The sequence below is a fragment of the Hippea alviniae EP5-r genome, assembly GCF_000420385.1.
Classification (GTDB): Bacteria; Campylobacterota_A; Desulfurellia; order Desulfurellales; family Hippeaceae; genus Hippea; species Hippea alviniae.
The window spans coordinates 386874-412734 of sequence record NZ_ATUV01000001.1 but is presented as its reverse complement, the minus strand read 5'-3'; the positions used below and the strand labels follow the sequence as shown (position 1 = coordinate 412734).

Below are 25861 nucleotides of genomic sequence, written 5' to 3'. Positions count from 1 at the left end.
TTTTACCTCCTACATTCTTTTTTTGGCTTCTACACCTATTAAATCAAAGCCAAGCTTTAAGGCAGTTTTTACAGACTCAAGCAAAAATAGGCGAGAGAGCATTATCTTTTCTTCAGAGCCTATAACTCTATGCTTGTTGTAAAATTTGTGCAGTTTCTCGGCAATATTTAGCACTCCCTTTACCACAAAATAGGGCTCTATCTCATCATGTGCCTTTCTTATCAGCTCCTTAAACATAATAAGACTTTTGATTAAATCTATCTCTTCCTTCTCGTTAAGCTTAAGCTCTTCCAAAGAGCTTAAATCAAAATCATCAAGTTGTGAGAATATACTATTTATCCTTGCATAAGCATACTGAACATAATAAACAGGGTTTTCACTGCTCTCCTTTTTTACAAGCTCAAGGTCAAAATCAAGATGGGAATCCACGCTTCTTGAGATAAACATAAACCTTGCTGCATCAACACCCACTTCGTCAATTACATCTTCAAGCTCTACAAACTCGGCTTTTCTTGTTGACATGGAAACCTTTTTACCATCCCTTAGAAGGTTAACTATCTGGACAAGAACAACCCTTAATCTGTCGGGATTTACACCAAATGCTTCAATAGCCGATTTAACCCTTTTTACATACCCATGGTGGTCTGCTCCCCACACATCTATAACTTTATCAAATTTTCTCTTTAAAAACTTATTTCTATGATAAGCTATATCGCTTGCAAAATATGTAAAGGCACCATTGCTCCTTCTCACCACCCTATCCTTCTCATCACCAAACTGGGTGCTTTTAAACCACAACGCACCATCTTTTTCATAAATAAGACCTTTTTCTTTCAGGTAATCAAGACTCTCTTCCATCTCCTGTTTATAGAGTTTGGATTCGTTGAATATCTTATCAAACTTAACCCTAAACTTATCAAGAACAGCCATTATGTCTTTAAGTATAACATCTGCTGCCTTCTCTTTGCATATCTCAATAGCTTCATCTTCATCCTTAAACAACAGAGAATCTCCATACTGAACCATCAAATCCTTAGCTATATCAATTAGATACTCACCCTTATAACCATCTTCGGGCAAAGGTTCATCATAACCAAGAAGTTGTTTATATCTTACAAAGGTCGAAAGCCCGAGCAGATGCATCTGAAGTCCAGCATCGTTTATGTAATACTCCTTCTCAACTCTGTGATTGGAAAATTTAAGTATTCTTGCGATAGAATCGCCTATGGCTGCTCCTCTACCGTGTCCTATATGTAAAGGGCCTGTTGGATTGGCACTTACAAACTCAACCTGAACATATCTTTTTTCTACAGAAGGCCTAAAATAATCATCTCTTTTCTCGTATATTACCTTCAACTCTTTCAAAAATGCGTCTCTATTTATAAAAAAGTTTATAAAGCCAGCACCTGCTATCTCTATCTTCTCAAACAGCTCATTACAACCGATAAAATCTATTATCTCTTTTGCTATATTTTTTGGATTTTTCTTAAAAACAGAAGCCAAAGCCATAGCTATATTTGTCGCGTAGTCGCCAAACTTTTCAGACTTGGGATACTCCACAACATATTCTACTTTCACACCTTTATTTCTCAAAAAATCATCAAGTATTTGAGAAATTTTCTCTTTCATGATGGGCTTTACACCTCTTCTTTATCCGTTGTTTTCTCTTTTGTTTCCATATCAACTTCTTCTTTTTTATGTTCTACTGGTATTTTTTTATCATCTTCCTCATCAATATCTTTCATAGACTTTTTAAACTCCTTTATACCCTTACCCAAACCTGCACCTATTTCTGGCAACTTTCTTGCGCCGAAGATTATTAGAAGTAGTACCAAAATAGGCAACATCTCCTGCATGCTTGGCAACATTTCATCACCTCCACTCTTTTGCCACAGTGTAATTATCTTAAGCAAAAAAGTCAATAAATACACCTTGCATAGAAGCCCAAAACTAATGTAAAATTGTCTGATGCATGATTTCATCGTATCATCAGTAAGCATAGACTCAAACCTGTGCATAAGAGAAAGATTTCAAAAAAGCAACTGTGAAGATTGTAAAATCTGTCCTTTGGATGCAATATCGTTTTTTCCGCATCTTTCTATTGACAACTTAAAATGCATAGAGTGTGGCATATGTTATTCTGCCTGCAAGTTTCCTGCTATAACATTAAACAAAGACGATAGCTATATACTAAGCCACACCAAAGAGCTAAACAAAATTGAGATTGGCTGCATTTTTGCTCAATCAGATATAAAGGTGTCGTGCATAAGCAGAATAACAGAATCTCTACTCCTTTCTTGGATGATGAACAAAAAAACCATCACCATAAACAAGGGCAACTGCAAATCGTGTAAATTCAAAAAAACAAAAAAGCTATTCTTTTATAACCTAAAAAAAGCTGTTATATTGGCAAAATCATTCGGTATAGAAATCAATCTAAAAATAAAAACAGCCACATCAGATAAAAAATTTATACCAACTTTATCCGTATCAAGAAGGGACTTGCTAAGAATAACATCAAAAAGCAAGAAAAAATCAAAAAGAGAGGTAATCTTAACACAAATAAAAGAAAAAGAGTTAAAAAAAGACTTAGGATATCCAGAAATAGCAACAATCTCAATTGGAAGCAGCTGTAATTTATGCGGCATATGCGAGCATGTATGTCCCCAAGAAGCAATACTCATAGAGAAGAAAGAGATTGGAAGAGTGCTTTTCAACCCAAAGCTGTGCATAGGTTGTAAGGAGTGTACTGAAGCTTGCCTTTACGATGCAATTAAGATTAAGCCTGCAACCACAAAGAGTCTTACCTTGAAGCCGCTTATACTGATTGAGATAAAACAGAAAATATGTGAATCGTGTAAAAAACCGTTCTATTCAACTTCAAACGATAGATTATGTCCTGCCTGTAAATCAAGAGAGCAAAAGAAAAAAAGCTTAATAGACTTTATAAAAAATATTTAAACTATCTCTCTGCCTTCATCTTCATCTTCCTCAAGCTGTTCAAGCGCAAAAAGCACGGCTCTCTTCACATCTTCCTTATTAGTTGCATTAATCCTTAGAACAGGAACATCCTTAGGTAACTCTTTAAACACTTCATCTATCAAGGCATCATCAACGGCACTACCTAAGTCAACCTTTGTCAAAGCTATTACCGTCGGAAGTCTCTTTATGCTGTGAAACTTTTTATAGTAAGTTGGAACGGCTCTAATAGACTTCTCATCTGTTATATCCGCAAGTATGATAAGAGCCAATGCATTCTTTATTAGCAACGGATAGACAAAATCAAATCTCTCCTGCCCTGGCGTTGCATACAGATGAATTACTATATCTTCATCAACGGTTAATCTTCCAAAATCCATTGCAACGGTTGTAAATGCCTTTATCTCCTTGAGCTCTTTTTCTGATACAGGTTTATCTGTTGTTATAGGCTCAATCTCACTAATCTGTTTTATAAACTCCGTCTTACCAGCATTAAAACTCCCTGTAATGATTATCTTAAATACCATCACAAACCCCTTATCTTTTCGATTATTTTCTTAAGAAAACTCTTTTTTATTTTAACATCATATTTCTTCTTGGATATACTTATATCACCATCAATCATGTTAAGCAAATACATACAAGCAACAGCTCTTATTTTTGCTGTATCGTTTTTATCTGATAAAATATCACCAAAAGTTATATCCTTATTTCTTTCTATTAATTCATCTACATCTATGTTCTTATCTATCAACTCAATCTGTTTTAATATGTAAGCTGGTGCTTTTACAACAATAACAGCGCTCTCTTCTGGCAGAAAAGATAAAAGCTTTGCTCTATCATCTATATTCTCTATTGATTTAACTATAAAATCTCTTATGTTTATTTTAAAAGTATTACTATCTATAGGAAAATTAAGAAATTCATTTAAGTTTAAGGGTTCTGTTGCCACATTAACAGTCCCTATGGAAAGCAGGGAATAAGGATTCTCCAAGTCAGAATAAATAAGATAAAAGTCCGTTCCCATCGTAAAACCAACAACTTTCAAATCACCGGTCTTTATGGAGAACTTTATGTTTCCCTTTAATCCTCTAAAAAATTCATGGATAGGTTTTAAGTAGTAAGCGTTAGATTTAACAAAATCATTAATATCTATTTTAGTTGCCTGAAGGGGAAGAGACGGTTTAAGCCCTGCTTTATCCAAAGCATCTATCAAATCTTGATGGAATGTAGGTTTTGGCAAAATAGCAAGATAAGGCTCTTGGGGTATAATTTCCCCAGGCTCCTTGTAAATAATAATGTATGGCTTAGAGATGGCTTTTGTGTATAAAATATCTGCAAGCTTAGGCTTAACAATTGTGCCTTTATTTTTACCTACAATAACAACATCGTATTTTTCTGATTCAATTTTTGAAACTGCATCTTTTGGATTATCCACTACTTCTGCATCATATGATAGTTTTTCCAGCATAAACTCAACAAGCTCATTAATAATAACCTCTTCGCACACGATAAGGGCTTTTTTCTTTTCCATTTTACTCCATCTTTCTTAACTTCTCTAATTTTAAACATTAATATACCTTTATTATTTAGATAGTCAAGAAAAAAATGAAATGTGTTATATTAAAAACTTACCTTACTTCGGATACCTTTCTCAGAAAGATTGCAAAATAAAATCTGTTATTTTATAACTCTTGACAAAACCCCTATTGACACCTATTATTTACCACGCAATTAAAAAAATAGGAGGGTAAAATGGCAGAGATCCAATTAACCCAAAGCAATTGGGAAGATGAAGTTCTAAACAGCGATATTCCTGTTCTGGTAGACTTCTGGGCTCCATGGTGTGGTCCATGCAGAATGGTTGCACCTGTTGTTGCAGAGATAGCCGAAGAATACGCAGGTAAATTAAAGGTTGGCAAACTCAACACAGACGAAGAGCCAGAAATAGCCGTAAGATATGGAATCATGAGCATTCCAACTTTAATGATATTTAAAGACGGTGAAGTTGTTGACCAGATAATCGGCGCAGTTCCAAAGGAGTATATCACAGAGAAATTAGAACAGATTCTCTAACCAGTCCAATCAGGAGGGATACGATAAATGTATGATGTTGTAATAATAGGTGGCGGTCCAGCAGGGCTTGCCGCTGGAATTTATGCAGCAAGGGGCGGTCTAAAAACAATTATATGCGAAGAGAAGGTGTTTGGTGGTCAAATTGTTATGTCTTATGAAGTTGAAAACTACCCTGGATTTCCAAAAGGCATCAGTGGAATGGACTTAATGGATAATTTTATCAAACAGGCAGAAAAGTTTGATGTAGAGATGAACTATGACGGCGTAAAGAGTATAGAAGATGAAGGCAAAACAAAAAATGTAATCTTGTCAAACGGCACAAAACTCACAACAAAAACCATTATAATTGCGGCAGGTGCATCACCAAACAAGTTGGACTGTCCGGGTGAGAAGAAGTTTACAGGAAAGGGCGTCTCCTACTGTGCAACATGCGATGGTGCCTTTTTTAGGAATAGAACCGTTGCTGTAATAGGTGGTGGAGACTCAGCCTTAGAAGAAGCTCTTTATCTTGCAAATCTAGCAAGCAAAGTCTATATAATCCACAGAAGAGACCAACTAAGAGCTGTTAAGATTCTACAAGATAGGGCATTTGCAAACAAAAAGATAGAGTTTATCTTCAATCATGTGGTAAAGGAAATTCAAGGTGATAAGTTTGTAAATGGCATATTAATAGAGAATGTAAACACAAAAGAGTGCACAAGATTACAGGTTGATGGTGTATTTATATATGTAGGATTAACACCAAACACAAAGTTTGTAGAAGATTTAATAAAACTTGATGAAGAAGGTTATATAATAACAAACGAAAGAATGGAGACAAACATACCCGGCATTTTTGCAGCAGGAGATATCAGAGTTACACCATTAAGGCAGGTTTTAACTGCTGCAGCAGATGGAGCCATAGCTGCAAGCTGTGCTCAAAAATACATAGAGATGAACTGCTAATTCCTTCTAAAAGCAAAACTTAAAATCCACAAAGCAACAAAGAATAGAACAATTGTTGCACCAGCGGGTGTATTCAAAAAGTAAGACAAAAATACACCCGCTATTATGCTCATTGTAGAAGAGATAACACCAATTGATAAAACGCCCTTATAGCTCTTAGAAAGATTCAAACCCACGAGGGTTGGCAAAACCAAAAAAGCATTAACAAGTATAATTCCTATAAGTTTTATAGAGAAAACTATAACAACAGACAAAACAGCCCAAAACACATAATACAAAATATCTGTTTTTATTCCGTTTATCTTTGCAAGTTCTTCGTTGTAAGTAATTAGATTAAGATGGTCAAAGAAAAACCAGACAAACCCGCTACCTATCAAAAAAACAAAAAACACTGCGGCTAAGTCAGACGAAGCTATTGCCAGAATATCCCCAAACAGTATTCCAAGAATACCAGCATAATACTCCCTTGATATGCTCAAAATAAAAATCCCAAGCGCCATAGAAAAGACAAATATTACATCTATTATGCTATCTTCAGAAAATCCACCCTTTTTGAACATAAAACCTATAAATAAGGAAGCAAACAGACAAAAAACAACAGGAAACAGAAAACTATCAATACCAAGCAGAACGCCAAGCGCAATACCACCAAAAGCAGAATGCGCTATTCCAACGCCAGAAAATGTCATCTTTCTCATTACAACGAAGTATGACATAAAGGATAACGGTATAGCCACAAGAACACCAGCAACAATAGCCTTTAGAAGCAATCCTTCAATCATCTGCTCCCACCCATAGGACAGTTTTTGCACTGTTCACCATGCATAAGTATTTCAACACTTTCCCCATATACATTCTTTAGCATCTCAGAATAATTGATACTTGACGGACTCCCATGACAATACAACCTAACATTTAAGCACATAATCTTATCAACATAAGTCGTAACAGCGCCAATATCATGAGAAACCATAATAATGGTAAGATTTTTCTCCTTTGATAACTTCTTCAATGTCTCATACATTTTAAAGTTATACACGGCATCAACGGCCGTATTAGGCTCATCCAAAATCAGAATATCCGGTTCTTTTACCATACAACGAGCAAGAGATACCCTTTGCTGTTGACCACCGCTTAAATCTTTGATATACGAGTTCATCCTATCTTCTATACCAAACACTTCAAGCCAATATTTGGCTTTTTTTATATCTTCGTCGGAATACTTCCTAAATAAGCCAAAAAATCTCAAATCTTCAATCAAAACCACATCTATAACCTTAAGCGGCATATCCCAATTCACTATAGCCTTTTGCGGCAGATAGCTAATCTTCAAAATTTTATTCAATATCACATCTTCTGGCTTATGTCCGTTTATCTCAATACTGCCGACATAAGGCTTTTCAAGTCCCAAAACAGCCCTTATCAGCGTTGTCTTACCTGCACCATTTGGTCCTACTATTGCAACAAACTCACCTTTATCAACGGACATATTTATGCTATCAAGAACAACCTTATTGCCCTTTCTTATCGTTAAATCCTTTATCTTTATCATCTGAGTGCTTCTTGAAGTTTTTGAAGGTTATACTCTAACAGCTTCACATACTCATTCTCTTTTTTATTAGATGGATTACCCAAAGGATTCAACTGAATGGTTTTATAACCTTTAGCTTCGGCAACGCTTTTTGCAACATTTACATTGTTTATATAAATTACCACACCCTTTTTACACTTACATTTGTTAATCACTCCTCTTAAATCCTTAATAGACGGCATAGCAGAACCTTCTTTTATAACAACATCACAGCTCTTTAGATTAAAGCTTCTAAGAAAATACTCAAACGCTGGCTTGACATCTACGATGCAGTAATCTTTCTCTGCTAAATCCTTATATCTGCCTATTAAATCTTTAAGTCTGTTTTTTAGTCTTTCTGCATTTTTCTTAAAATATTCACAATCGTTTTTGTCAATCTTGCACATCTTCTCTGTTATCTTGTCAATCCCAACATTTTCCATAAACGCAGCATCAAGCCAGATATGTGGATTAAATCTTCTTTTGCTTCCAATAGGATTTTTGTAAAACTCAGACAGAAATAGAACAGGCTTTTCCTTTCTCATAAACCTTACTCTATTAAACCAGAACTCAAAATCATAACCCACACCAATAAACAGGTCTGCTTTTGAGAAACTCAATAAATCCTTAGGCGTTGGAGAGAATATATGCGGATTGGCAGAAGTAGGAATAACATAAGAGACTTTAACCTTATCTTTTCCTATATCCTTAACAACCGTTGAGAGTATAAATATGCTCGTTGACACGCTTAATCCTTTCGCCCAGCTCGATATACCAAAGATTAAAATAAATAGAAAGACAAAAACAGCCCTTCTAATCATTTTTCAACACCTTAATAACCTTATCTATCAACCTTTTATCCGGCACAGCTATAAAACTCTTACTCTTGTTTAACGATATAGAGTCGCTAAACTCTCTATCTTCCAACCACTCAAACAGTCCACCACCGGACTCTTCTATAATCACCTTTGCAGCAGCATAATCAATTATTCGAGCCTTATCCAAATGCAGAAACGCATCAAAGGCGCCAAGTGCCGTATAGCACATGTCAAGTGCCGTTGAGCCAACCTGTCTAACCCTGTAAAACTTCCTAAATATATCAGCAACCAAATCCTTAGGCGTTTCTCTTTTTAATCCTTCAACGGCAACAACTTTCACATCTTTAACATCAGGCTTTATCCTTAAACCGTTAAAAAACGCACCTTCACCTTCGATAGCCCAAAACTCATCCATCGTTGCAAGATTAACAACATAGCCACACTTTATATCCTTTATCCCTTCGCCAAAGGCAACACCAATAGATATTGAATAATATGGAATGCCCCTTTTTGCGTTTAGACTACCATCTATCGGGTCAACTATAAACTTCGGATAATCAGCGCCAAAATCAACAACGCCCTTCTCTTCGGTTAATACACAGCATTTACCTATTTTCTGCAAGCCTTCAAGAATCATATCTTCAGATATCTTGTCTATATATACAGTGTTATCACCAAACTCACCCTTGCCTATTATCTCTTTTGCCTTTTTCGAGCCGATTATGTCTATTGTATTCTTGTGTATCTCTTTTGCTATCTCTTTTAAAGACTCAACTATCTCTCTCATCCTAAACCCTTTATGTAATTATAAACCCGCTCAATAATGTAAGAAGGCGTCGATGCACCAGCTGTAATACCAACCTTCTCAGCATCTTTAAACCACTCTGGGTTTATCTCTTTTTCTGTTTCTATATGATAGGCATTTTTTGTCTCCGTCAAGCAGATTTCATACAGTTTTCTTGTATTTGCAGAGTTTTTACCACCTATAATAATCATCACATCTGACCTTCTTGCAAGCTCTCTTGCTGCCTTCTGTCTTTTTTCTGTTGCATCACATATCGTATTAAAAACCTTAAGCTCCCTTATTCTCTTTGCAAGCTCACCAATCGTCAATCCAAACCTTTCAACAGATTGGGTTGTCTGTGATATAACACCAACCCTTGTAGCTTTTATACTTCTGGCAAGCTCAGGTGAGTCTATAACATCTGCTTTATAATTCGTATATCCCAAGTGGGCTTTTACTTCTGGATGCTTCTTATCACCAAATATCACAACCTTATAACCATCTTCGTATAGCTGTTTTGCAAACTTTTGGGCTTCCTTAACAAACGGACATGTTGCATCTATGTATGTCAAACCCTTCTTTTTTATCTCTTCATACACATGTGGTGGAACACCGTGAGATCTAATCAAAACAGGCCCGTCTGCTTCATCTAAACTCTCTATCACCTTAAGACCCTTCTTCTCATACTCTTCAACAACCTGCGGATTATGTATTATAGGCCCAAAAGAGTATATCGTTTTATACTTTTTCAAAGCTTCATCGACTATCTCAATAGCACGCATAACGCCATAACAGAAACCTGCATTTTCAGCTATCTCTATTATCATTCTTTAAACCCCTCCAACAGTTGAACTATCCTTTTATAAACATCTTCTATGCTCAAATCCGTTGTATCGATTACTTCTGCTCCATCAGGCACAATAAGTGGCGCTATATCTCTGTTTTTATCCTGCTCATCCCTTTTTCTTATCTCTTCTTTTATCCTATCCAAATCTTCATTGGTTTGAGTAGCTCTCCTTTTTGCTCTCTCTTCCAACGACGCATCAAGGAAAACCTTAACCTGTGCATCGGGAAATATAACACTGCCGCAATCCCTTCCATCTATAACAAACCTTCCACTCTTAGCTGTATCCCTTATAAGCTTATTTACAAAATCTCTCACAAAGCTTTTCTTTGCTATCTTCGATGCTATCTTACCAACTTCTTCCCTTTGAAGCTTCTCATTCAACAGTTTGCCATTATAAACAAGCACCATCTCACCATCTTTAACATCAAAAGAGAACTTCAAGTTCAAAAGTTTCTCTTCTGATACATCTTCACCAAAAATAAAGGCAATAGCCCTATAAAACATACCGCTATTTATATGAATAAAACCTTCTCTTCTACTCAAGAGCTTTGCTATTGTGCTTTTGCCGCTACCTGCTGGCCCATCAATCGTCAAGACAAATCTATCCATACAGCTCCCTTTTCATTCTTCTTATGTTTCCAAGCTTCTCTTTTAAGGTGTTTTTATCTCCTTTTTCAATTAAATCCCTAAGGCTTCTCATATACTTAATAAACTCATCAATGGCAGAGACAACATTATCCTTATTCATAACAAATATATCACTCCACATCTCTTCACTTGATGCAGCTATGCGCGTAAAATCTCTAAAACCGCCGCCTATAAACTTAAAGTTTTCACCCTTAGACGCTGCAAGTTCAACAAGCTCATAAGCAACTGCATGCGGCATATGGCTTATAAAAGCAAAAATCCTATCGTGCTCATCAGCAGAAAGCTTCACAATTCTCATACCAATACTTTTGTAAAACTTCTCAACCATACTTAAAGTCTCAGAATCAACGCCATCAAACGGCGTAATAATACAGAAAGCGTTTTCAAATAAGCCGGTTTTTGCTGCTTCAGGCCCAAAGTTCTCCGTCCCTGCAATCGGATGAGCAGGAATAAAATTATAAAGCTTCAACTTCAGTGCTTTTTTCACTATCTTGCCTTTTATACTTCCAACATCACTAATTAAGCCATCGTATCCTGCAAAATAGAGTTTCTCTAAAATATCGCAGACATAACTTACCGGCACGGCAATAACAACCAAATCACAATCCAAAAGCTCATCTATACTATTAGCTACCTTATCTATAATGCCAATAGAATAAGCCTTATTTAAATTATCTCTATTAGCATCATATCCAATTATCTTCAAAGCTAAACCAAAACGGCGGGTATCTAAGGCTATTGAGCCACCAATAAGCCCTACGCCTATTATACCTATCCTTTTAAACATTCAAAATTTCTTTTAGCTTGGTTATAAAAACCTCATTCTCATGTGGCGTCCCAATGCTAACACGCAAAAATGTCTTATAACCGTATCCAGACATAGAGCGAACAATCACACCCTTCTTCAAAAGCTCATTATAAATCCTATCAGCATCATCACCTACATCAAATAGAATAAAGTTCGCATAAGTTTTTATATACTTTAAACCAAGCTTCTCAAATTCAGAGTATAAATACTCTTTGCCCTTCTGATTGTTCTCAACTGTATTTTTGATATGCTCATCATCATCCAAAGCAGCCAAAGCCGCATGCTGAGCAACTATATTCACATTGAACGGCGGTCTCGTTCTATTCAAATAGTCCACTATCTCTTTTGATGCAATACCGTATCCAATCCTTAAACCCGCAAGCCCATAAGCCTTTGAAAATGTCCTTAAAACAATTACATTGCCCTTTTTGTAAAGGTCTAAAATCTCATCGTAATCATCTTCAGCCTTTGCATACTCATAATATGCTTCATCTATAACAACAAGCACATCATCGCTTACGCCTTCAATAACCCTTTCTAAATCCTTTCTTTTTATCGCCGTTCCTGTTGGATTATTCGGTGTATTCAAAAAGACAATGCGCGTTTTTGGATTAACCGCATCAATAATCGCATCAATATCATAGGCAAAATCTTTAAGCGGCAACTCAACAAGTCTTTTATTAAAAGCCATACCTATTATCTTATACTCAATAAATGTTGGATAACAGTAAACAATCTCATCGTTAGTATCCGTTGCAAATGTCCTATAGATGAGCTCAATCAACTCATCCGAACCGTTGCCGAATATAAGATTATCCCTTGACACGCCCAACTTTTTAGCTAATTTCTCTTTAAGATAATAGGCATCACCATCTGGATAGAAGTTTACCTTATCTGCTATCTCTCTTATTGCATCAACAGCCTTTTCTGAAGGACCAAGTGGATTCTCATTTGATGCAAGCTTAATAATATCACCTTCTATGCCAAGCTCCCTTTTTAGCTCTTCAATCGGTTTTCCACCTTCATACGGTTTTAGCTTCTCTATATAATCTGCCACTCTCATTTATCTTCTCCTTCAAGAACGCTAATTTCACCCTTTTTTGTCTTCTTTGTCTCATACAGAGCTTTATCAACCCTTTCAAGCAAACTTTCGAGTGTATCTCCATCTCTAACTTGTGTAACTCCTATGGATGCGGTGCACTTAAACTCAACATTACCCTTCTTAAATGTTATAGAAGCGAGTTTATCTCTTAGCTTCCTCGCCACAACAATCGCATCTTCAAGTTTTGTCTCTGGAAGAATCACTATAAATTCATCTCCACCATATCTCACAGGAACATCGGTTTGGCGAGTATTTCTCATCAAAATAGCACCAACAGCCTTCAAAACTTCATCGCCAGCTAAATGACCGTATGTATCGTTTATCTTTTTAAAATCATCAAGGTCCATCATTATGATGCTAAAAACCTTTTTATACCTATTGAAATTATACAGACAATTCTGCAAAACCTCGTTCATATGGCGTCTTAAATAGAGACCTGTAAGATGGTCTTTCTTTGATAGCTCTCTGATGCTCTCTATAGCCTTTCTCTGTTTCTCTAATACCCTTCTTGCGGCTTCAAGCTCACTCTTCAAAGAAGAGTTAATATATTTAATCTTTTCAAGCTCTTCCATCAAACTATCGTCTATTCTTGAACCATAAATCGATATATTTTTAAGCGTGCTGTCGTATTTTGTTGAACTCTCAACCAGTGTTTTCTCAACATCAAGCGTGACATCTTTGACATTCGTCGCCACTTCTAAAATCTTCTTTTTAAGCTCTTCGAGTTCTTCGTTGTCAACATCTATGTTGCCGTATAACAATTTATGCAATTCAGATTCACTTAAACCATACTCTAAAGCGACTTCCGTAAAGACTTTATAATAGTTAAACGGCGTAAGAATCAAATCCCTTTTTGTTGCTCTGTAAAGTGCTTCCTTTATTATTGCGGATATCTTATCAGACTCATTCTTCATTGCCATTTAAAAACCTCACACTGTCGGCTGTTATAACCTTTTTCACATCATCCCCTGTGTCAACAAGCAAAAATCCATCCTTATCTATATCCTTTGCAATACCTTCGAACTCACCTTCATCTGTTATTATTCTCACCTTTCTCCCGAGTGTATTATTGTATTTTTTCCACAAATCAAATATGGCACTTTTACCGTTCTTATTAAATATATTTATTAAATTCTCCAAATAGTAAAGAATATTACACAACAGAGTTGCCCTATCTACACTCATACCCGTTTCTATCATCATACTTGTGGCTTTATCCTTCAACTCATCGGGCATACTCTCCATATTCACATTTATGCCAAACCCAATTATCGCATGAGTTAAAATACCTGATTCGCTCTTAGTCTCAAGCAGTACACCGGCTATTTTCTTGTCTTTTACCATAACATCGTTGGGCCACTTTATCTTTGCATCTTCTATGCCATAGTCGCTTAAAGCTTCCCTTATAGCAATTGATGTAGCAAACATTAAAGCAATAGAGTCTGCGACATTCATATTCTTTGGTGCATATATTAGAGAAACATAGATATTTTTTCCTCTTGGTGAAAGCCAACTTCTTTTCTGTCTCCCCCTACCACTTGTTTGCTCTTCTGCTACGATAATAGTTCCATTTGCATCCGACTCCCTCTCAAGTAAATACTCAGCTTCGTCCATTGTTGATGATGTAAGTCTAAAATACTCTATTCTCTTACCAAATATCTCCGTACTAAGTCTTCTTTTTATTTCATAAGGTATTAAGATATCTTTAGCCTCGCTTTTAAGCATATAACCCACACTTCTCTTTCCTTCTATCTCATACCCCAATTTTTGAAGGTTTTTTATTTTGTTCCAGATGGCTATCCGGCTTACACCAAGCTTTTTACACATTACCTCACTCGTTACATACTTCCCCAAATTCCTATACAGCTCATCCAATATTACTTCGTTCATAGCCCCTTCCTTAATGCTTTATTTAGGAGTTTTATTGCACAGAATTTCCCGCACATCGTGCAAACATCACTCTCCTCAGGTAGAGAAGACTCTCTCTCCTTTTTAACCAATTCCGGGTCTATGGCAAGCTCTATCATCCTCTTCCAATTTAGAGCCTTCCTTGCCTTGCTCATCTCAAGGTCCCACTCAATAGCATTCGGGATACCTTTGGCTATATCCGCAGCATGTGCAGCAATTCTTGTAACAATAACACCTTCCCTAACATCTTCCGGTGTCGGCAGTCTTACATGTTCGGCCCTTGTAACATAACATAAGAAATCAGCACCGTATGCTGCCATCAAAGCTCCACCAATAGCGCTTGTTATATGGTCATAGCCCGGCGCAATGTCTGTAACCACAGGCCCAAGTACATAAAATGGAGCACCTTCGCACAAGCTCTTCTCAATCTGGGCATTCGTTATAACCTGATTCAACGGCACATGACCTGGCCCTTCTATCATCGATTGAACACCAGCTTCTAAAGCCCTTTTGTGCAACTCACCCAGCAGAATCAACTCATGAATCTGAGCTCTATCCGTTGCATCAACAATAGCACCAGGCCTAAAACCATCGCCCAAAGATAAGGTTACATCATACTCCTTTGCTATCTCTAAGACTCTGTCAAAATGCTCAAATAGTGGATTCTGCTTTTTGTTGTGCAACATCCAAACGCTTAAGAAAGAACCGCCACGAGAGACAATATCTTCCACTCTGCCCTGCTTTATGAGTCTTTCCAATGTTTCGAGTGTAACACCGCAGTGAAGCGTCATGTAATCTATGCCATCTTTAGCCTGTTTCTCTATTGTTTTGAATATATCATCTTCCGTCATATAGACAATTGAACCCTTCTCTGTTGCGGCTTCCACGGCAGCCTGATAAATAGGCACATTACCAACGACAATAGGCGAACGCTCAAGTATTGTTCTTCGTATGTAATCCAAATCGCCGCCGGTGGACAAATCCATAACAGAGTCTGCCTTTGCTTCAACAGCAGCATCAAGCTTTTTCAATTCCATCTCAAGCTGGGCAATATCAGACGATGTACCTATGTTTGCATTAACCTTAGTCTTTAAACCTTCACCTATACCTACGGCTTCTATATCGTGATTCTTGTTTTTCGGTATTACAATGGTGCCCTTTTTCAGACCTTCCATTATAAACTCAACAGGCCTGTTCTCCTTTTTTGCCACCTGTTCCATCTCAGGCGTAATCTTGCCTGCCCGTGCAGCTTCTATCTGAGTCATCCTATTTCCCCTTTCTACCAAAATCTACTTGCAAACTATACAACAGAAAGGAAAAATAATCAATACCGATTGTTAACTTGGGTGGTTATAACTCTATAGCTTTTATACAAATTAGGGAACTACAAAAATGCGAATAGTTAACTCAAAAAGAACAATAAAATTATACTTTAGATTTTAATAGATTTTCCAACTCTTCTTTTGCCCTTAAAATTTTCTCTTTTGCCTTAGATTCACTCTCACCGTAAGCCGTAAACCTTACGCCCATGCTATCACTTTCAAACCCAACAGGTAGCGACTTGATATACACTTCACTCTTTCTCATCACTTTATCAATCAACTCTCCAAGCACGCTCTCATCGTTTATCTTAAACTCAAACTCCAAAGCAACAATAACACCATCACTTATCTCTTTCAAAATAGGCACAACTTCGTTCTCAAACATCGGTTTCATCTCTTTTGGAACACCAGGCAAAACAAAGATATGCTTACCTTGATATTTGATATAACAGCCATAAGCTGCACCTACACTGTTTTTTAAAGGCTTGCATCCTTCAATAAGATACGCCATTTTTCTTCTTTTCTCATTCAACCCAGGTTCATCTATCCTTCCCTGATTGTATAGCTTCGTATAAAATTCATCTATAAATTTCAGCGCATCTGCATCAAGATAGAGATTTAGCTTCAAAGCAGCAGCCACAGACTCCATTGTCTTATCATCAAATGTAGGACCAAGTCCACCCGTCGTTATTATAACATCAACCTTATTAAGCAAAAAGTTGATCGTCTCTATTATCTCTTCCTTCTCATCATCAACAGCTATGATATGACGATTATTGAAACCAAGACGCAGAAGATAGCCTGCAATAAAAAAAGAGTTAGTATCTAAAGTAATACCACCAACTATCTCTTTCCCAACCGATATAACCGCACTCTTTAACATTTTTAAAATAAAAAATGGCGGAGCCGACGAGACTTGAACTCGCGACCTCTGGCGTGACAGGCCAGCGTTCTAACCAGCTGAACTACGGCTCCGCTTGCATCAATGGTGGGCGCAGCAGGACTTGAACCTACGACCCCCTGCTTGTAAGGCAGGTGCTCTTCCAGCTGAGCTATGCGCCCTATTCTTCAGCTACTACTTGTTGACCTTTTCTTTAAAGATTCTTCCGCACTTAAAGCTCGGCAAGTTGAATGCTTCAATCTTCAGCTTCTCACCAGTTCTTGGGTTTCTACCCATTCTTGCAGACCTTTTGCTTATATAGAATGTTCCAAAGCCTGCAAAACCAACCTTCTCGCCCTCAGCCACGGCTTCCATGATAGTTTCAATTGTTGCGTCAATAATCTTCTTTGTCTGAGTCTTTGTTGCTCCAGTCTTCTGTGCAACCTTCTCTATTAACTCAGCCTTTGTCATAAAACTACCTCCACTTTAAAAAAGATGGCGTCCCCAGCGGGATTCGAACCCACGTTTTCGCCGTGAAAGGGCGATGTCCTTGGCCAGGCTAGACGATGGGGACACTCAAATCATGGTGGGCCGTGCAGGAATCGAACCTGCGGCCAATAGCTTAAAAGGCTACTGCTCTACCGACTGAGCTAACGGCCCACCGACCATGCCCGTATCGCTCGGGCGAAAGTGATATTACACATTTGACCCTAACTTGTCAACAAAAAATTTAATCATTCGTCAACTTTTCTTCAATAAATTTCTTAACTTCAGAGACGGAATTGTCAAGTATGCTGACTCTTTTTTCTTTACTTTCAAGTTCGGCTATCGCTTTAGGTTTTTCTGGCTCTTTTCCTATTGCATCAACGATAGCTTCTGGAAACTTCGCAGGGTGTGCAGTTGCAAGACAGATTACATCATTATAGCCACTCTGCCATGCAGCATATATGCCAGCTGCCGTATGCGGGTCAATTATATACCCTGTCTTTTTGTAAAACTCCCTAATCGTATTCAGCGTATCTTTAATGCTTACCCTAAATGAGTCAAACTCAGACTGAACCTTTTTGAGAACATCACCATCAAACTTTAAGCGTCTATTTGCGGCAAACTCTTCCATCAAGCTTTTAACTTTCTGTGTATCTTCGCCAAACAGATAGTAAAGATACCTTTCAAAATTGCTCGCAACCTGAATATCCATTGATGGAGACAGCGTCTTTACAACTTCTCCAACAGAGTAATCACCTTGATTGACAAAGCGATACAGGATGTCGTTTGAGTTTGTTGCAAGTATCAGCTTCTCTATAGGCAAGCCCATAAGTTTTGCCATATAGCCTGCAAATATATCTCCAAAATTGCCCGTTGGAACACTAAAATAGAGTTTTTCAGGTTTAGCCTTAAAATATGCATAGAAATAATAGACAATCTGGGCTAAAATCCTTGCCCAGTTTATGGAATTGACAGCACCAAGCCTATGCTTCTCCTTAAAGTCAAGGTCATTGAATATCGCCTTTACGATAGCCTGACAATCGTCAAATGTGCCTTTTATAGCTATATTAAACACATTCTTGTCTTCAACTGTCGTCATCTGAAGCTCTTGAACCCTACTGACCTTGCCATAAGGATGAAGTATAAATATGTTTATATTCTTTTTGCCTTTAAGCCCGTAAATTGCGGCAGAGCCCGTATCCCCACTTGTTGCACCAAGCACATTGACATAGCTATCTTTTTTATCGAGCACATATTCGAATAAATTACCCAAAAACTGAAGCGCTACATCTTTAAATGCAAATGTTGGCCCATGGAATAGTTCAAGTATAAATACACCATCTTTTTTAACAACAGGTGTTATCTTTTCTGTATCGAATGTGGAATAACTCTTCTCAACAAGCTTCTTTAAATCGTCTTCTGGTATATCATCTATAAATAGCTTAAAAATCTCAAATGCAAGCTCTGTGTAAGATAGAGATTGAAGTTTATCAAGCTCAACACTCGGTATCTCTTCTGGCACTATAAGGCCGCCATCATCAGCAAGACCCATCAGAAAGGCGTCAATAAAACTTAAACCTTCAACGCCACCACGACTGCTTCTGTATCTCATTTTTTCACCTTTTTAATAGCCTGATTGGCACAAACAAGAATTGGGTCCCACACCGGTGCAAACGGTGGAGAATAAGCCAAATCAAGTCCTTGCACATCTTTGATTGTCAAATTCGCATATAATACAGCTGCAACAACATCAATTCTCCAGACAGCTTCTGCATCGCCAAATATCTGAGCTCCAAGCAGCCTTCCAGAACCATGTTCAGCAACGAGTCTTACTGAAACTTTACCCTGATGATGAAAACCATGAGCTGTAATAGGTGCTTCAATCGTCGTCTCAAACGCATCAAAACTGTTATCTACAGCTTCCTTCAAAGATAAGCCGGTTTTTGCTATACCCTTCTCAAATACCTTAAAGATTATCGTTCCAACAATGCCGGCAAATTTTTCTCTTGCGCCTGCCATATTGGCACCGGCTATTCTACCGGCCTTATTTGCATTTGTTCCAAGAGGCATGTAAACATTTTTATCAAGTATTCTATGATAAATCAGGGCACAATCGCCGCCTGCATACACATCTTCAACATTCGTCTTAAAATACCTATCAACAACTATTGCGCCCTTTTCAAGCTCTATTTCTCCATCTTTCAAAAACTCGGTATTAGGCTTCACACCTGCAGCTATATTAACCAAATCAGCTTCAAAATCACCTTTATCGGTTTCTACTATTAGCCCATCTTCTATCTTCTCTATATTGACACCACAGATAATTTCAACGCCATTTCTCTTAAGCTCTTCTTTGACAAGCTCAGATACGCCTTCATCAAAATTTAACAGTACATCATCAAGCTTTTCTAATATAACAACATCCATGCCCAATCTTTTAAAATTCTCTGCAAGCTCAAGGTTTATAAACCCACCGCCTATCAAGACGGCTTTTTTAGGCTTCTTCTCTTCGATAAACTGCTTTATCTTTCGTGCATCATCTAAGATTTTAAGTGTAAATACACCTTCCCTGTCAACACCTTCAATCGGTGGAACAGAAGCGCTTGCACCACTGCCTATAAAGAGCTTATCGTATTTTAACTCATACTCTCTATCACTCGATAAACTCTTTACAAAGACCTTCTTACTCTTCGTATCAACACCAACAGCCTCACTCAAAAGTCTTACATCTATGCCTCTTTTTGTTTTAAAATCTTCAGCTGTTAGAACAACAAGGTCATCTATATCACCCTTATACCCTATATTGTAAGGCATTCCACAAGCACCGTAAGAGACATCAATACCTTTCTCCAAAACAACAACTTCGGCCGACTTTATCCTTCTTTTTATTTGACTTGCAGCACTCATACCTGCCGCATCACCGCCAATAACCACAACCTTTATAGGCAATTCCATTTTAGACTACTCCCCCTTTGAGACGAGCTCAGTCAAAATAATAGAAGATTTCGGATGAACAAATGCTATGTAAGTACCTGACGAACCTTTAACAGGCTCTTCGTTTATCAACTTTATCCCTTTCTCTTTAAATTTTTCCAACTCACCTTCTATATCGTCGGTAAAATAGGCAATATGATGCATACCTTCGCCCTTTTTTTCTATGTACTTGTAAATTGGACTATCTTCACTTGTTGGCTCTAAAAACTCAATATGCACACCATTAACATCAAATTTTGCCACCCTTACCTTTTGAGACGGGACATCTTCTATCTCAAGCAGCTCAAAACCAAACACATCTTTATAAAGCTCAATAGTTTTATCTAAATCTCTAACTGCAACACCTATATGGTCTATTCTCTTTATCATCGCTCTCTCCTTTTAATAGGTATTGGTCTCTTTGTATCCTTTACATACTTCTTTAATCTCATCTTTTATAACCTTACCGTTTCTAATCTCCCTTACATGAACCTTCTGGCACTTTGTATGCTCGTTTGGATTAACTGTAGGCTGACCAACAGGCTCTGCCTCAACCCTTTCCCAACCACCATTTGGTGTTGTTCTTTGATAAGCAACGGGCTTCTGCTGAGCTACCGCTTCGTTTATCGCCCTTTGCTGAATCTGATACATAGCTTCTCCAGCTACAGCACCCAAGATTCCACCTATAACCACACCTTTCCACTTATTTTTCGTTACTGCTGCACCTATCCCAGCACCAACTGCCGTTCCCAAAGCAACATTTTCACTCTCTGTTGTGCATGAAGTAACGCTAAAACCCAAAAAAACTGTAAGAATAAGACCCACAACCAACACCTTTAATCTATCCATGGGGCATCCCCCTTACATAAAGATTTTCTAAATCCTTCAAGTATATACTCAGCAGCAAGCGATGGCGTTGTTAACCTGTTTATCACAGCCTTCTCCATATCTTTTGATAATGCTGCAACCTTCTGATTATTCTCAAGCATACTCTTCAAACCTTCCATAACAACAGACCACATCCAATCTATCTCTTGTCTCTGTCTATTCTTTAAAAATTTACCGTTTTTCTTTTTTATCTCTATGTAATCAGAAATTGTTTTCCATACATCTTCCATCCCTTTCTTTTTCAAAGCACTAACAAGCAAAACGGGAACCTTCCAATCTTCGTCAACTCGCATGAATATACTCAGAGCGTTTTCAAGCTGCTTCTTGGCTAACTTTGCCTTTTCTAAATTATCGCCATCAGCCTTGTTTATTACTATAGCATTCGCAACTTCCATAACGCCACGCTTTATACCCTGCAGTTCATCACCAGCATTGGGCAGCTGCATCAAAAGAAAAAAGTCAACCATACCAGCAACTTTAACTTCCGACTGCCCAACTCCAACGGTTTCAACAATTATAACATCATACCCATTGGCTTCACACAAAAAAATACTCTCTCTCGTCCTTCTTGCAACACCACCCAAAGAACTGCCCGAAGGAGAAGGCCTAATAAAGGCTTCTTCCCTTCGGGACAACTCTTCCATTCGAGTCTTATCACCCAAAATAGAGCCACCTGTTATCTGAGAGCTCGGGTCGATAGCCAAAACAGCAACCTTATGCCCATTCTCTATCAGATAAAGGCCAAATGCTTCAATAAATGTGCTCTTACCAACACCGGGAACACCACTAATGCCTATCCTTACAGAGTTGCCCGTATGTGGCAAAATCATCTCAAGCAGCTTTTTGGCTTCTTCTTCGTGTTTCTTATTCTTACTTTCTATCAGCGTTATAGCCTTAGCAAGAGCCTTTCTTTTACCTTTGAGCAAATCTTCTGCTAACTTATCAACATCCACTCTACTCACCACTCAATATCCTTCTTGGCGTTCTTTTCTCCTTTATAGCCTTCAGAAGCTCTTTGGCAGATTTAAGAAGCGATGTTCCAGGTCCAAATATTGCTGCAACGCCGTGCTTATACAAGAAATCATAATCCTTCTTTGGTATAACACCGCCTACTGTAACAACAATATCATCATCCGCATCGAGCTTCTTCAACTCTTCAATAAGCTGTGGCACCAAGGTATTATGACCTGCCGCAAGACTCGATGCACCTATCGCATGAACATCGTTTTCAACTGCCATCTTTGCAGCTTCATCTGGCGTTTGGAACATTGGCCCTACATCAACATCAAATCCCATATCCGCATATGCCGATGCTACGACCTTTGCTCCCCTATCGTGTCCATCTTGACCCATCTTCACTATTAAAATCCTTGGTCTTCTTCCTTCTTCCTTCTCAAACTCTTCAATCTCTTTCTGAATCTCTTTGAACTCTTCTTCATTTTCAACCAATCCGCCATAAGCTCCACTTACAAGCCTTATCTCTGGCTGATATCTGCCAAATACCTTCTCCATCGCATAAGATATTTCACCCAACGTTGCCCTTAATCTTGCAGCTTCAACGGCAGCTTCAAGCAGATTGCCTCCTTCTTCTGCAATCTTTGTTATTTTATCTAACGCTTTTTGCACCTTATCGTTATCTCTTGTCTCCTTAATTTTTTTAATTCTTTGAATCTGCTTCTCTCTAACGGCTGTATTGTCTATATCAAGCACTTCAACCGGTTCGTCTTCTTCTTCGGGTATTGTGTATTTATTGACACCCACTATAACAAATTCACCCGTATCAATCAATGCCTGTCTCTTTGCTGCAGACTCTTCAATTCTTAGCTTCGGCATACCTGTCTCTATAGCCTTTGTCATTCCGCCCATCTCTTCTATTTCATCGATAATCCTTCGTGCTTCCCTTATTAGAGCATGCGTAAGAGACTCTATAAAGTAAGAACCTGCAAGCGGATCAACAGTTTTGCATACATTTGTCTCTTCCTGAATGATTATCTGCGTGTTTCTTGCGATGCGCGCAGAAAACTCCGTCGGCAATGCAATAGCTTCATCTAAGGCGTTTGTATGTAAGGATTGAGTTCCACCCAAAACAGCAGCCATTGCTTCAATTGTTGTTCTGATAATATTGTTGTAAGGCTGCTGAGCGGTCAAACTCCATCCAGAAGTCTGACAGTGAGTTCTTAAAGCCATCGAGCGTGGGTTCTTAGGATTGAACTGGCTCATAAGTTCAGCCCACAAGAATCTTGCAGCTCTGAGTTTTGCTATCTCCATAAAGAAGTTCATACCAATTCCAAAGAAGAACGAAAGCCTTGGAGCAAATGCGTCTATATCAAGACCACGTGCCAAAGCCGTTTTAACATACTCAAGACCATCAGCCAAAGTAAATGCAAGTTCCAAAACGGCGTTTGCTCCAGCTTCCTGAATGTGATAGCCGCTTATACTGATTGAGTTGAATTTTGGCATGTATTTGCTTGTATATTCAATAATATCTGCAACAATTCTCATTGACGGCTGTGGTGGATAGATATAGGTGTTCCTTACCATAAATTCTTTCAAAATATCGTTCTGAATCGTTCCTGAGAGTTGCTCTTGCTTTACACCCTGCTCTTCTGCCGCAACGATATAGAATGCCATAACAGGAATAACAGCACCGTTCATCGTCATGGAAACAGAAACCTTATCAAGCGGAATGCCGTCAAAAAGAATCTTCATATCTTCAACAGTATCGATTGCAACTCCAGCCTTACCGACATCACCAACAACTCGTGGATGGTCAGAATCATAGCCCCTGTGTGTTGCAAGGTCAAATGCAACAGATAAACCCTGCTGACCCAAAGCCAAAGCCTTCTTGTAAAATGCGTTTGATTCTTCAGCAGTCGAAAATCCAGCATACTGCCTTATTGTCCACGGTTTAACCGTATACATTGTTGCCCTTGGGCCACGGATAAACGGTGGAAAACCAGGAAAGGTGTTTAAGTATTCAAGCTTCTCCAAATCTTCAGCCGTATAGAGTGGCGAAATAGGTATTCCTTCTGGTGATTCCCAAGTTAAGCTTGATAATGGTTTTCCCTTTAGTTCCTTTTCTGCAAGCTTTTCCCAATCTGACCTTGAAACTTCCTTAAACTTCATGGCAATCCTCCTTACTTCCACCCCACTTTTATTTAAATGTTTAACCCACTATTTGTATTTAACAAAAAAAGGAGTAAATTACAACCTTAAATTAAACTTGTTTAGATATGTATTAACTTACTATTCAACTCAACAATAGACAAAATTAGAAATCGATTGTAAAATTAGCAAAAACAAAGAAGGGAGATAAAAAATGAAAGAGCAGTTTAACCTTGCAGAAAAGCTGCACAATTCAATGATATCATCACCAGACAAAGAGCTTATCTTTGAAGATAAGGTTTATACATTTTTAGAAGTTGATGAGATGATAAGAAAAACAGCAACATTTCTGGTTGATTTAGGCATTAAAAAAGGCGACAGAGTGGCTATACAGCTTCCTAAATCGATGGAGTTTGTCTATTTTCACCTTGCAAACCTGACAATCGGTGCAATCACACTGCCACTCAACACAGAATACTCAGAAGAAGAGATTGAATACTTCCTTGAAGATTCAGAAAGCTCTCTATTCATCAGCTATCCAGAAAAATACGAAAAACTAAAAAATATGCTCAACTCCCTAAAAACAGAGACAATTCTGGCAGAAGATGTAATGCAAAAGATTGAAAAACTAAAACCGTTTGAAGGCGAATATAAAGCAAAAGGAGACGATACGGCTATAATCGGATACACATCTGGCACAACAGGAAGAAGCAAAGGCGCAATGATAACACACAATAATCTCGTTTTAAATATGGAAGCATTGAAAAAGGCTTGGAGATGGACTCAAAACGATATCCTTCTTCATGTATTGCCGCTTTTTCACTTTCACGGACTCTGCGTTGCCTTGCATGGCGCGTTGAATGCAAAAAGTAAAATCATAATGCACAAAAAGTTTGACCCAATCAGAGTCTGGCAAACCATAGAAAAAGAGAAGATAACAATGTTTATGGGCGTTCCAACGCTCTATTACAGATTGATAGAAAGCTATAAAACATTAAAGAAAAAGCCGAATATAAGTTCGATGCGTGTATTTATCTCTGGCTCTGCACCGCTTTCAGAAAGACTCTTCTATGAGTTTGAGAAGCTAACAGGACACAGAATCCTTGAGCGATACGGCATGACAGAAGCCGGTATGATAGCATCAAACCCATACGAAGAAGACAAAAGAGTTCCAAAAAGCGTTGGTTATGCCTTGGAAGGCTGCTCGATAAAGATTGTAAAGAACGGCAAAGAAGCAAAGCCAAACGAAGTTGGAGAAGTCTATATCAAAGGCAACAATGTGTTTAAAGGCTATTGGAGAATGCCACAAAAAACAGAAGAGTCATTCAAGGACGGATGGTTTATAACTGGCGATATGGGATATATGGACGAAACAGGCAGGCTGTTTCTCGTTGGACGCTCAAAAAACATGATAATAAGCGGCGGATACAATGTTTACCCAAAGGAAGTTGAATATGCTTTAGAAGAGCATCCCTGCGTGGTTGAGTCGTTTGTATTTGGTATGGAAGATGAAGACTTTGGCGAAAGGGTCGAAGCATTAGTAAAACTAAAAGAGAAAGAGTGTGCCAAAGCAGATGAGATAATAAAGTTCTGCAAGGACAAGATAGCTCACTACAAATGCCCTAAAAGGGTTTACATTGTCGATGAGATACCAAAAAACACAATGGGCAAGGTTGTTCTTAAAAAAGTCAAAGAGATGATAAAAAACGGAGAAATATAAGC

Annotated in this window: 27 protein-coding genes and 4 tRNA genes; 4 read left to right on the top strand and 27 right to left on the bottom strand. The window is 38.0% G+C overall.

The features are described 5' to 3' along the window. Nucleotides 1-9: 9 nt before the first annotated feature. Together argS and tatA are read right to left on the bottom strand one after the other, a co-directional pair. The gene (gene argS, locus G415_RS0102210; RefSeq protein WP_022669953.1) at nt 10-1629 is read right to left on the bottom strand and encodes an arginine--tRNA ligase; all 1620 of its coding nucleotides are present in this window, start codon (nt 1627-1629) and stop codon (nt 10-12) included. A gap of 8 nt (nt 1630-1637) precedes the next feature. Beyond that, the gene (gene tatA / locus G415_RS11300; RefSeq protein ID WP_022669952.1) at nt 1638-1868 is read right to left on the bottom strand and encodes a twin-arginine translocase TatA/TatE family subunit; all 231 of its coding nucleotides are present in this window, start codon (nt 1866-1868) and stop codon (nt 1638-1640) included. A gap of 100 nt (nt 1869-1968) precedes the next feature. Here tatA and G415_RS0102200 point away from each other — a divergent pair, with 100 nt between their 5' ends. Continuing rightward, nucleotides 1969-2961, top strand: a complete 993-nt coding sequence (locus tag G415_RS0102200; RefSeq protein WP_022669951.1) for a 4Fe-4S binding protein — start codon at nt 1969-1971, stop codon at nt 2959-2961. Here the strand turns inward: G415_RS0102200 and G415_RS0102195 are convergent. Both G415_RS0102195 and G415_RS0102190 read right to left on the bottom strand, forming a co-directional pair. After that, the gene (locus tag G415_RS0102195) at nt 2958-3506 is read right to left on the bottom strand and encodes a GTP-binding protein (RefSeq protein ID WP_022669950.1); all 549 of its coding nucleotides are present in this window, start codon (nt 3504-3506) and stop codon (nt 2958-2960) included. The two genes, G415_RS0102200 and G415_RS0102195, sit on opposite strands and share 4 nt — an antisense overlap. Next, nucleotides 3506-4513, bottom strand: a complete 1008-nt coding sequence (locus tag G415_RS0102190; protein ID WP_022669948.1) for a response regulator — start codon at nt 4511-4513, stop codon at nt 3506-3508. The genes G415_RS0102195 and G415_RS0102190 overlap by 1 nt, the downstream gene beginning before the upstream one ends. 221 nt (nt 4514-4734) lie before the next feature. On the opposite strand from G415_RS0102190, the gene trxA reads away from it, so the two are divergent. Then, nucleotides 4735-5055 (top strand): thioredoxin, encoded by a 321-nt coding sequence (gene trxA, locus G415_RS0102185; protein ID WP_022669947.1) that lies wholly within the window; start codon nt 4735-4737, stop codon nt 5053-5055. Between the two features lie 27 nt (nt 5056-5082). Then, nucleotides 5083-6000: a thioredoxin-disulfide reductase gene (gene trxB, locus G415_RS0102180; RefSeq protein WP_022669946.1), complete on the top strand. Its 918-nt coding sequence runs from the start codon at nt 5083-5085 to the stop codon at nt 5998-6000. On the opposite strand, the gene G415_RS09520 is transcribed toward trxB, so the two are convergent. The 23 genes from G415_RS09520 to scpA form a co-directional block, all read right to left on the bottom strand. Beyond that, the gene (locus G415_RS09520) at nt 5997-6782 is read right to left on the bottom strand and encodes a metal ABC transporter permease (protein ID WP_022669945.1); all 786 of its coding nucleotides are present in this window, start codon (nt 6780-6782) and stop codon (nt 5997-5999) included. The two genes, trxB and G415_RS09520, sit on opposite strands and share 4 nt — an antisense overlap. Next, nucleotides 6779-7552, bottom strand: coding sequence for a metal ABC transporter ATP-binding protein (locus G415_RS09515; protein WP_022669943.1), 774 nt, complete (start codon nt 7550-7552; stop codon nt 6779-6781). The genes G415_RS09520 and G415_RS09515 overlap by 4 nt, the downstream gene beginning before the upstream one ends. Further along, nucleotides 7549-8391 (bottom strand): metal ABC transporter substrate-binding protein, encoded by an 843-nt coding sequence (locus G415_RS0102165; protein WP_022669942.1) that lies wholly within the window; start codon nt 8389-8391, stop codon nt 7549-7551. Before G415_RS0102165 ends, G415_RS09515 begins: the two co-directional genes overlap by 4 nt. Then, nucleotides 8384-9175 (bottom strand): inositol monophosphatase family protein, encoded by a 792-nt coding sequence (locus G415_RS09510; protein WP_022669941.1) that lies wholly within the window; start codon nt 9173-9175, stop codon nt 8384-8386. Before G415_RS09510 ends, G415_RS0102165 begins: the two co-directional genes overlap by 8 nt. After that, nucleotides 9172-9999, bottom strand: coding sequence for a 4-hydroxy-3-methylbut-2-enyl diphosphate reductase (locus tag G415_RS0102155; RefSeq protein ID WP_022669940.1), 828 nt, complete (start codon nt 9997-9999; stop codon nt 9172-9174). The genes G415_RS09510 and G415_RS0102155 overlap by 4 nt, the downstream gene beginning before the upstream one ends. After that, entirely contained in the window at nt 9996-10628 is a 633-nt protein-coding gene (cmk, locus tag G415_RS0102150) for a (d)CMP kinase (RefSeq protein ID WP_022669938.1), read from the bottom strand. The genes G415_RS0102155 and cmk overlap by 4 nt, the downstream gene beginning before the upstream one ends. Next, the gene (locus G415_RS09505; RefSeq protein WP_022669937.1) at nt 10621-11454 is read right to left on the bottom strand and encodes a prephenate dehydrogenase; all 834 of its coding nucleotides are present in this window, start codon (nt 11452-11454) and stop codon (nt 10621-10623) included. Before G415_RS09505 ends, cmk begins: the two co-directional genes overlap by 8 nt. Further along, the gene (gene hisC, locus G415_RS0102140; RefSeq protein WP_022669936.1) at nt 11447-12538 is read right to left on the bottom strand and encodes a histidinol-phosphate transaminase; all 1092 of its coding nucleotides are present in this window, start codon (nt 12536-12538) and stop codon (nt 11447-11449) included. Before hisC ends, G415_RS09505 begins: the two co-directional genes overlap by 8 nt. Next, entirely contained in the window at nt 12535-13497 is a 963-nt protein-coding gene (locus G415_RS10595) for a GGDEF domain-containing protein (protein ID WP_022669935.1), read from the bottom strand. Before G415_RS10595 ends, hisC begins: the two co-directional genes overlap by 4 nt. Further along, a complete protein-coding gene (locus tag G415_RS0102130; protein ID WP_022669934.1) occupies nt 13481-14467 on the bottom strand; it encodes a biotin--[acetyl-CoA-carboxylase] ligase in 987 nt (328 codons plus the stop codon). Before G415_RS0102130 ends, G415_RS10595 begins: the two co-directional genes overlap by 17 nt. After that, nucleotides 14464-15750: a phosphomethylpyrimidine synthase ThiC gene (gene thiC, locus G415_RS0102125; RefSeq protein ID WP_022669933.1), complete on the bottom strand. Its 1287-nt coding sequence runs from the start codon at nt 15748-15750 to the stop codon at nt 14464-14466. Before thiC ends, G415_RS0102130 begins: the two co-directional genes overlap by 4 nt. Nucleotides 15751-15910: 160 nt before the next feature. Further along, a complete protein-coding gene (locus G415_RS09495) occupies nt 15911-16690 on the bottom strand; it encodes a competence/damage-inducible protein A (RefSeq protein ID WP_033378653.1) in 780 nt (259 codons plus the stop codon). Between the two features lie 15 nt (nt 16691-16705). Continuing rightward, nucleotides 16706-16782: transfer RNA gene (locus G415_RS0102115), tRNA-Asp, on the bottom strand. Between the two features lie 11 nt (nt 16783-16793). Further along, nucleotides 16794-16869, bottom strand: a tRNA-Val gene (locus G415_RS0102110). A 13-nt stretch (nt 16870-16882) separates the two neighbouring features. After that, on the bottom strand, nt 16883-17158 hold the full coding sequence (locus G415_RS0102105; RefSeq protein ID WP_022669932.1) for an HU family DNA-binding protein: 276 nt from the start codon (nt 17156-17158) through the stop codon (nt 16883-16885). A 25-nt stretch (nt 17159-17183) separates the two neighbouring features. Continuing rightward, nucleotides 17184-17261 (bottom strand) — tRNA-Glu (locus G415_RS0102100). A 10-nt stretch (nt 17262-17271) separates the two neighbouring features. After that, nucleotides 17272-17347, bottom strand: a tRNA-Lys gene (locus G415_RS0102095). A 70-nt stretch (nt 17348-17417) separates the two neighbouring features. Beyond that, nucleotides 17418-18785 (bottom strand): threonine synthase, encoded by a 1368-nt coding sequence (gene thrC, locus G415_RS0102090; RefSeq protein WP_022669931.1) that lies wholly within the window; start codon nt 18783-18785, stop codon nt 17418-17420. Continuing rightward, nucleotides 18782-20128, bottom strand: a complete 1347-nt coding sequence (locus G415_RS0102085) for an FAD-dependent oxidoreductase (protein WP_022669930.1) — start codon at nt 20126-20128, stop codon at nt 18782-18784. Before G415_RS0102085 ends, thrC begins: the two co-directional genes overlap by 4 nt. 6 nt (nt 20129-20134) lie before the next feature. Continuing rightward, nucleotides 20135-20536 (bottom strand): methylmalonyl-CoA epimerase, encoded by a 402-nt coding sequence (gene mce, locus G415_RS0102080; RefSeq protein WP_022669929.1) that lies wholly within the window; start codon nt 20534-20536, stop codon nt 20135-20137. A gap of 12 nt (nt 20537-20548) precedes the next feature. Continuing rightward, nucleotides 20549-20995, bottom strand: a complete 447-nt coding sequence (locus G415_RS0102075) for a glycine zipper family protein (protein WP_022669928.1) — start codon at nt 20993-20995, stop codon at nt 20549-20551. Further along, nucleotides 20983-21987: a methylmalonyl Co-A mutase-associated GTPase MeaB gene (gene meaB / locus G415_RS0102070; protein ID WP_022669927.1), complete on the bottom strand. Its 1005-nt coding sequence runs from the start codon at nt 21985-21987 to the stop codon at nt 20983-20985. Before meaB ends, G415_RS0102075 begins: the two co-directional genes overlap by 13 nt. A gap of 1 nt (nt 21988) precedes the next feature. Then, nucleotides 21989-24160 (bottom strand): methylmalonyl-CoA mutase, encoded by a 2172-nt coding sequence (gene scpA / locus G415_RS0102065; protein ID WP_022669926.1) that lies wholly within the window; start codon nt 24158-24160, stop codon nt 21989-21991. Between the two features lie 193 nt (nt 24161-24353). Between scpA and G415_RS0102060 the strand changes: the two genes are divergently transcribed. After that, nucleotides 24354-25859, top strand: a complete 1506-nt coding sequence (locus G415_RS0102060; protein WP_022669925.1) for an AMP-binding protein — start codon at nt 24354-24356, stop codon at nt 25857-25859. Nucleotides 25860-25861 lie beyond the last annotated feature (2 nt).

What these genes read in the sequence shown, in the direction of transcription:
- argS (WP_022669953.1), bottom strand. Translation starts at nt 1,629, where the DNA reads ATGAAAGAGAAAATTTCTCAAATACTTGATGATTTTTTGAGAAATAAA.
- tatA (WP_022669952.1), bottom strand. Translation starts at nt 1,868, where the DNA reads ATGTTGCCAAGCATGCAGGAGATGTTGCCTATTTTGGTACTACTTCTA.
- G415_RS0102200 (WP_022669951.1), top strand. Translation starts at nt 1,969, where the DNA reads ATGCATGATTTCATCGTATCATCAGTAAGCATAGACTCAAACCTGTGC.
- G415_RS0102195 (WP_022669950.1), bottom strand. Translation starts at nt 3,506, where the DNA reads ATGGTATTTAAGATAATCATTACAGGGAGTTTTAATGCTGGTAAGACG.
- G415_RS0102190 (WP_022669948.1), bottom strand. Translation starts at nt 4,513, where the DNA reads ATGGAAAAGAAAAAAGCCCTTATCGTGTGCGAAGAGGTTATTATTAAT.
- trxA (WP_022669947.1), top strand. Translation starts at nt 4,735, where the DNA reads ATGGCAGAGATCCAATTAACCCAAAGCAATTGGGAAGATGAAGTTCTA.
- trxB (WP_022669946.1), top strand. Translation starts at nt 5,083, where the DNA reads ATGTATGATGTTGTAATAATAGGTGGCGGTCCAGCAGGGCTTGCCGCT.
- G415_RS09520 (WP_022669945.1), bottom strand. Translation starts at nt 6,782, where the DNA reads ATGATTGAAGGATTGCTTCTAAAGGCTATTGTTGCTGGTGTTCTTGTG.
- G415_RS09515 (WP_022669943.1), bottom strand. Translation starts at nt 7,552, where the DNA reads ATGATAAAGATAAAGGATTTAACGATAAGAAAGGGCAATAAGGTTGTT.
- G415_RS0102165 (WP_022669942.1), bottom strand. Translation starts at nt 8,391, where the DNA reads ATGATTAGAAGGGCTGTTTTTGTCTTTCTATTTATTTTAATCTTTGGT.
- G415_RS09510 (WP_022669941.1), bottom strand. Translation starts at nt 9,175, where the DNA reads ATGAGAGAGATAGTTGAGTCTTTAAAAGAGATAGCAAAAGAGATACAC.
- G415_RS0102155 (WP_022669940.1), bottom strand. Translation starts at nt 9,999, where the DNA reads ATGATAATAGAGATAGCTGAAAATGCAGGTTTCTGTTATGGCGTTATG.
- cmk (WP_022669938.1), bottom strand. Translation starts at nt 10,628, where the DNA reads ATGGATAGATTTGTCTTGACGATTGATGGGCCAGCAGGTAGCGGCAAA.
- G415_RS09505 (WP_022669937.1), bottom strand. Translation starts at nt 11,454, where the DNA reads ATGTTTAAAAGGATAGGTATAATAGGCGTAGGGCTTATTGGTGGCTCA.
- hisC (WP_022669936.1), bottom strand. Translation starts at nt 12,538, where the DNA reads ATGAGAGTGGCAGATTATATAGAGAAGCTAAAACCGTATGAAGGTGGA.
- G415_RS10595 (WP_022669935.1), bottom strand. Translation starts at nt 13,497, where the DNA reads ATGGCAATGAAGAATGAGTCTGATAAGATATCCGCAATAATAAAGGAA.
- G415_RS0102130 (WP_022669934.1), bottom strand. Translation starts at nt 14,467, where the DNA reads ATGAACGAAGTAATATTGGATGAGCTGTATAGGAATTTGGGGAAGTAT.
- thiC (WP_022669933.1), bottom strand. Translation starts at nt 15,750, where the DNA reads ATGACTCAGATAGAAGCTGCACGGGCAGGCAAGATTACGCCTGAGATG.
- G415_RS09495 (WP_033378653.1), bottom strand. Translation starts at nt 16,690, where the DNA reads ATGTTAAAGAGTGCGGTTATATCGGTTGGGAAAGAGATAGTTGGTGGT.
- G415_RS0102105 (WP_022669932.1), bottom strand. Translation starts at nt 17,158, where the DNA reads ATGACAAAGGCTGAGTTAATAGAGAAGGTTGCACAGAAGACTGGAGCA.
- thrC (WP_022669931.1), bottom strand. Translation starts at nt 18,785, where the DNA reads ATGAGATACAGAAGCAGTCGTGGTGGCGTTGAAGGTTTAAGTTTTATT.
- G415_RS0102085 (WP_022669930.1), bottom strand. Translation starts at nt 20,128, where the DNA reads ATGGAATTGCCTATAAAGGTTGTGGTTATTGGCGGTGATGCGGCAGGT.
- mce (WP_022669929.1), bottom strand. Translation starts at nt 20,536, where the DNA reads ATGATAAAGAGAATAGACCATATAGGTGTTGCAGTTAGAGATTTAGAT.
- G415_RS0102075 (WP_022669928.1), bottom strand. Translation starts at nt 20,995, where the DNA reads ATGGATAGATTAAAGGTGTTGGTTGTGGGTCTTATTCTTACAGTTTTT.
- scpA (WP_022669926.1), bottom strand. Translation starts at nt 24,160, where the DNA reads ATGAAGTTTAAGGAAGTTTCAAGGTCAGATTGGGAAAAGCTTGCAGAA.
- G415_RS0102060 (WP_022669925.1), top strand. Translation starts at nt 24,354, where the DNA reads ATGAAAGAGCAGTTTAACCTTGCAGAAAAGCTGCACAATTCAATGATA.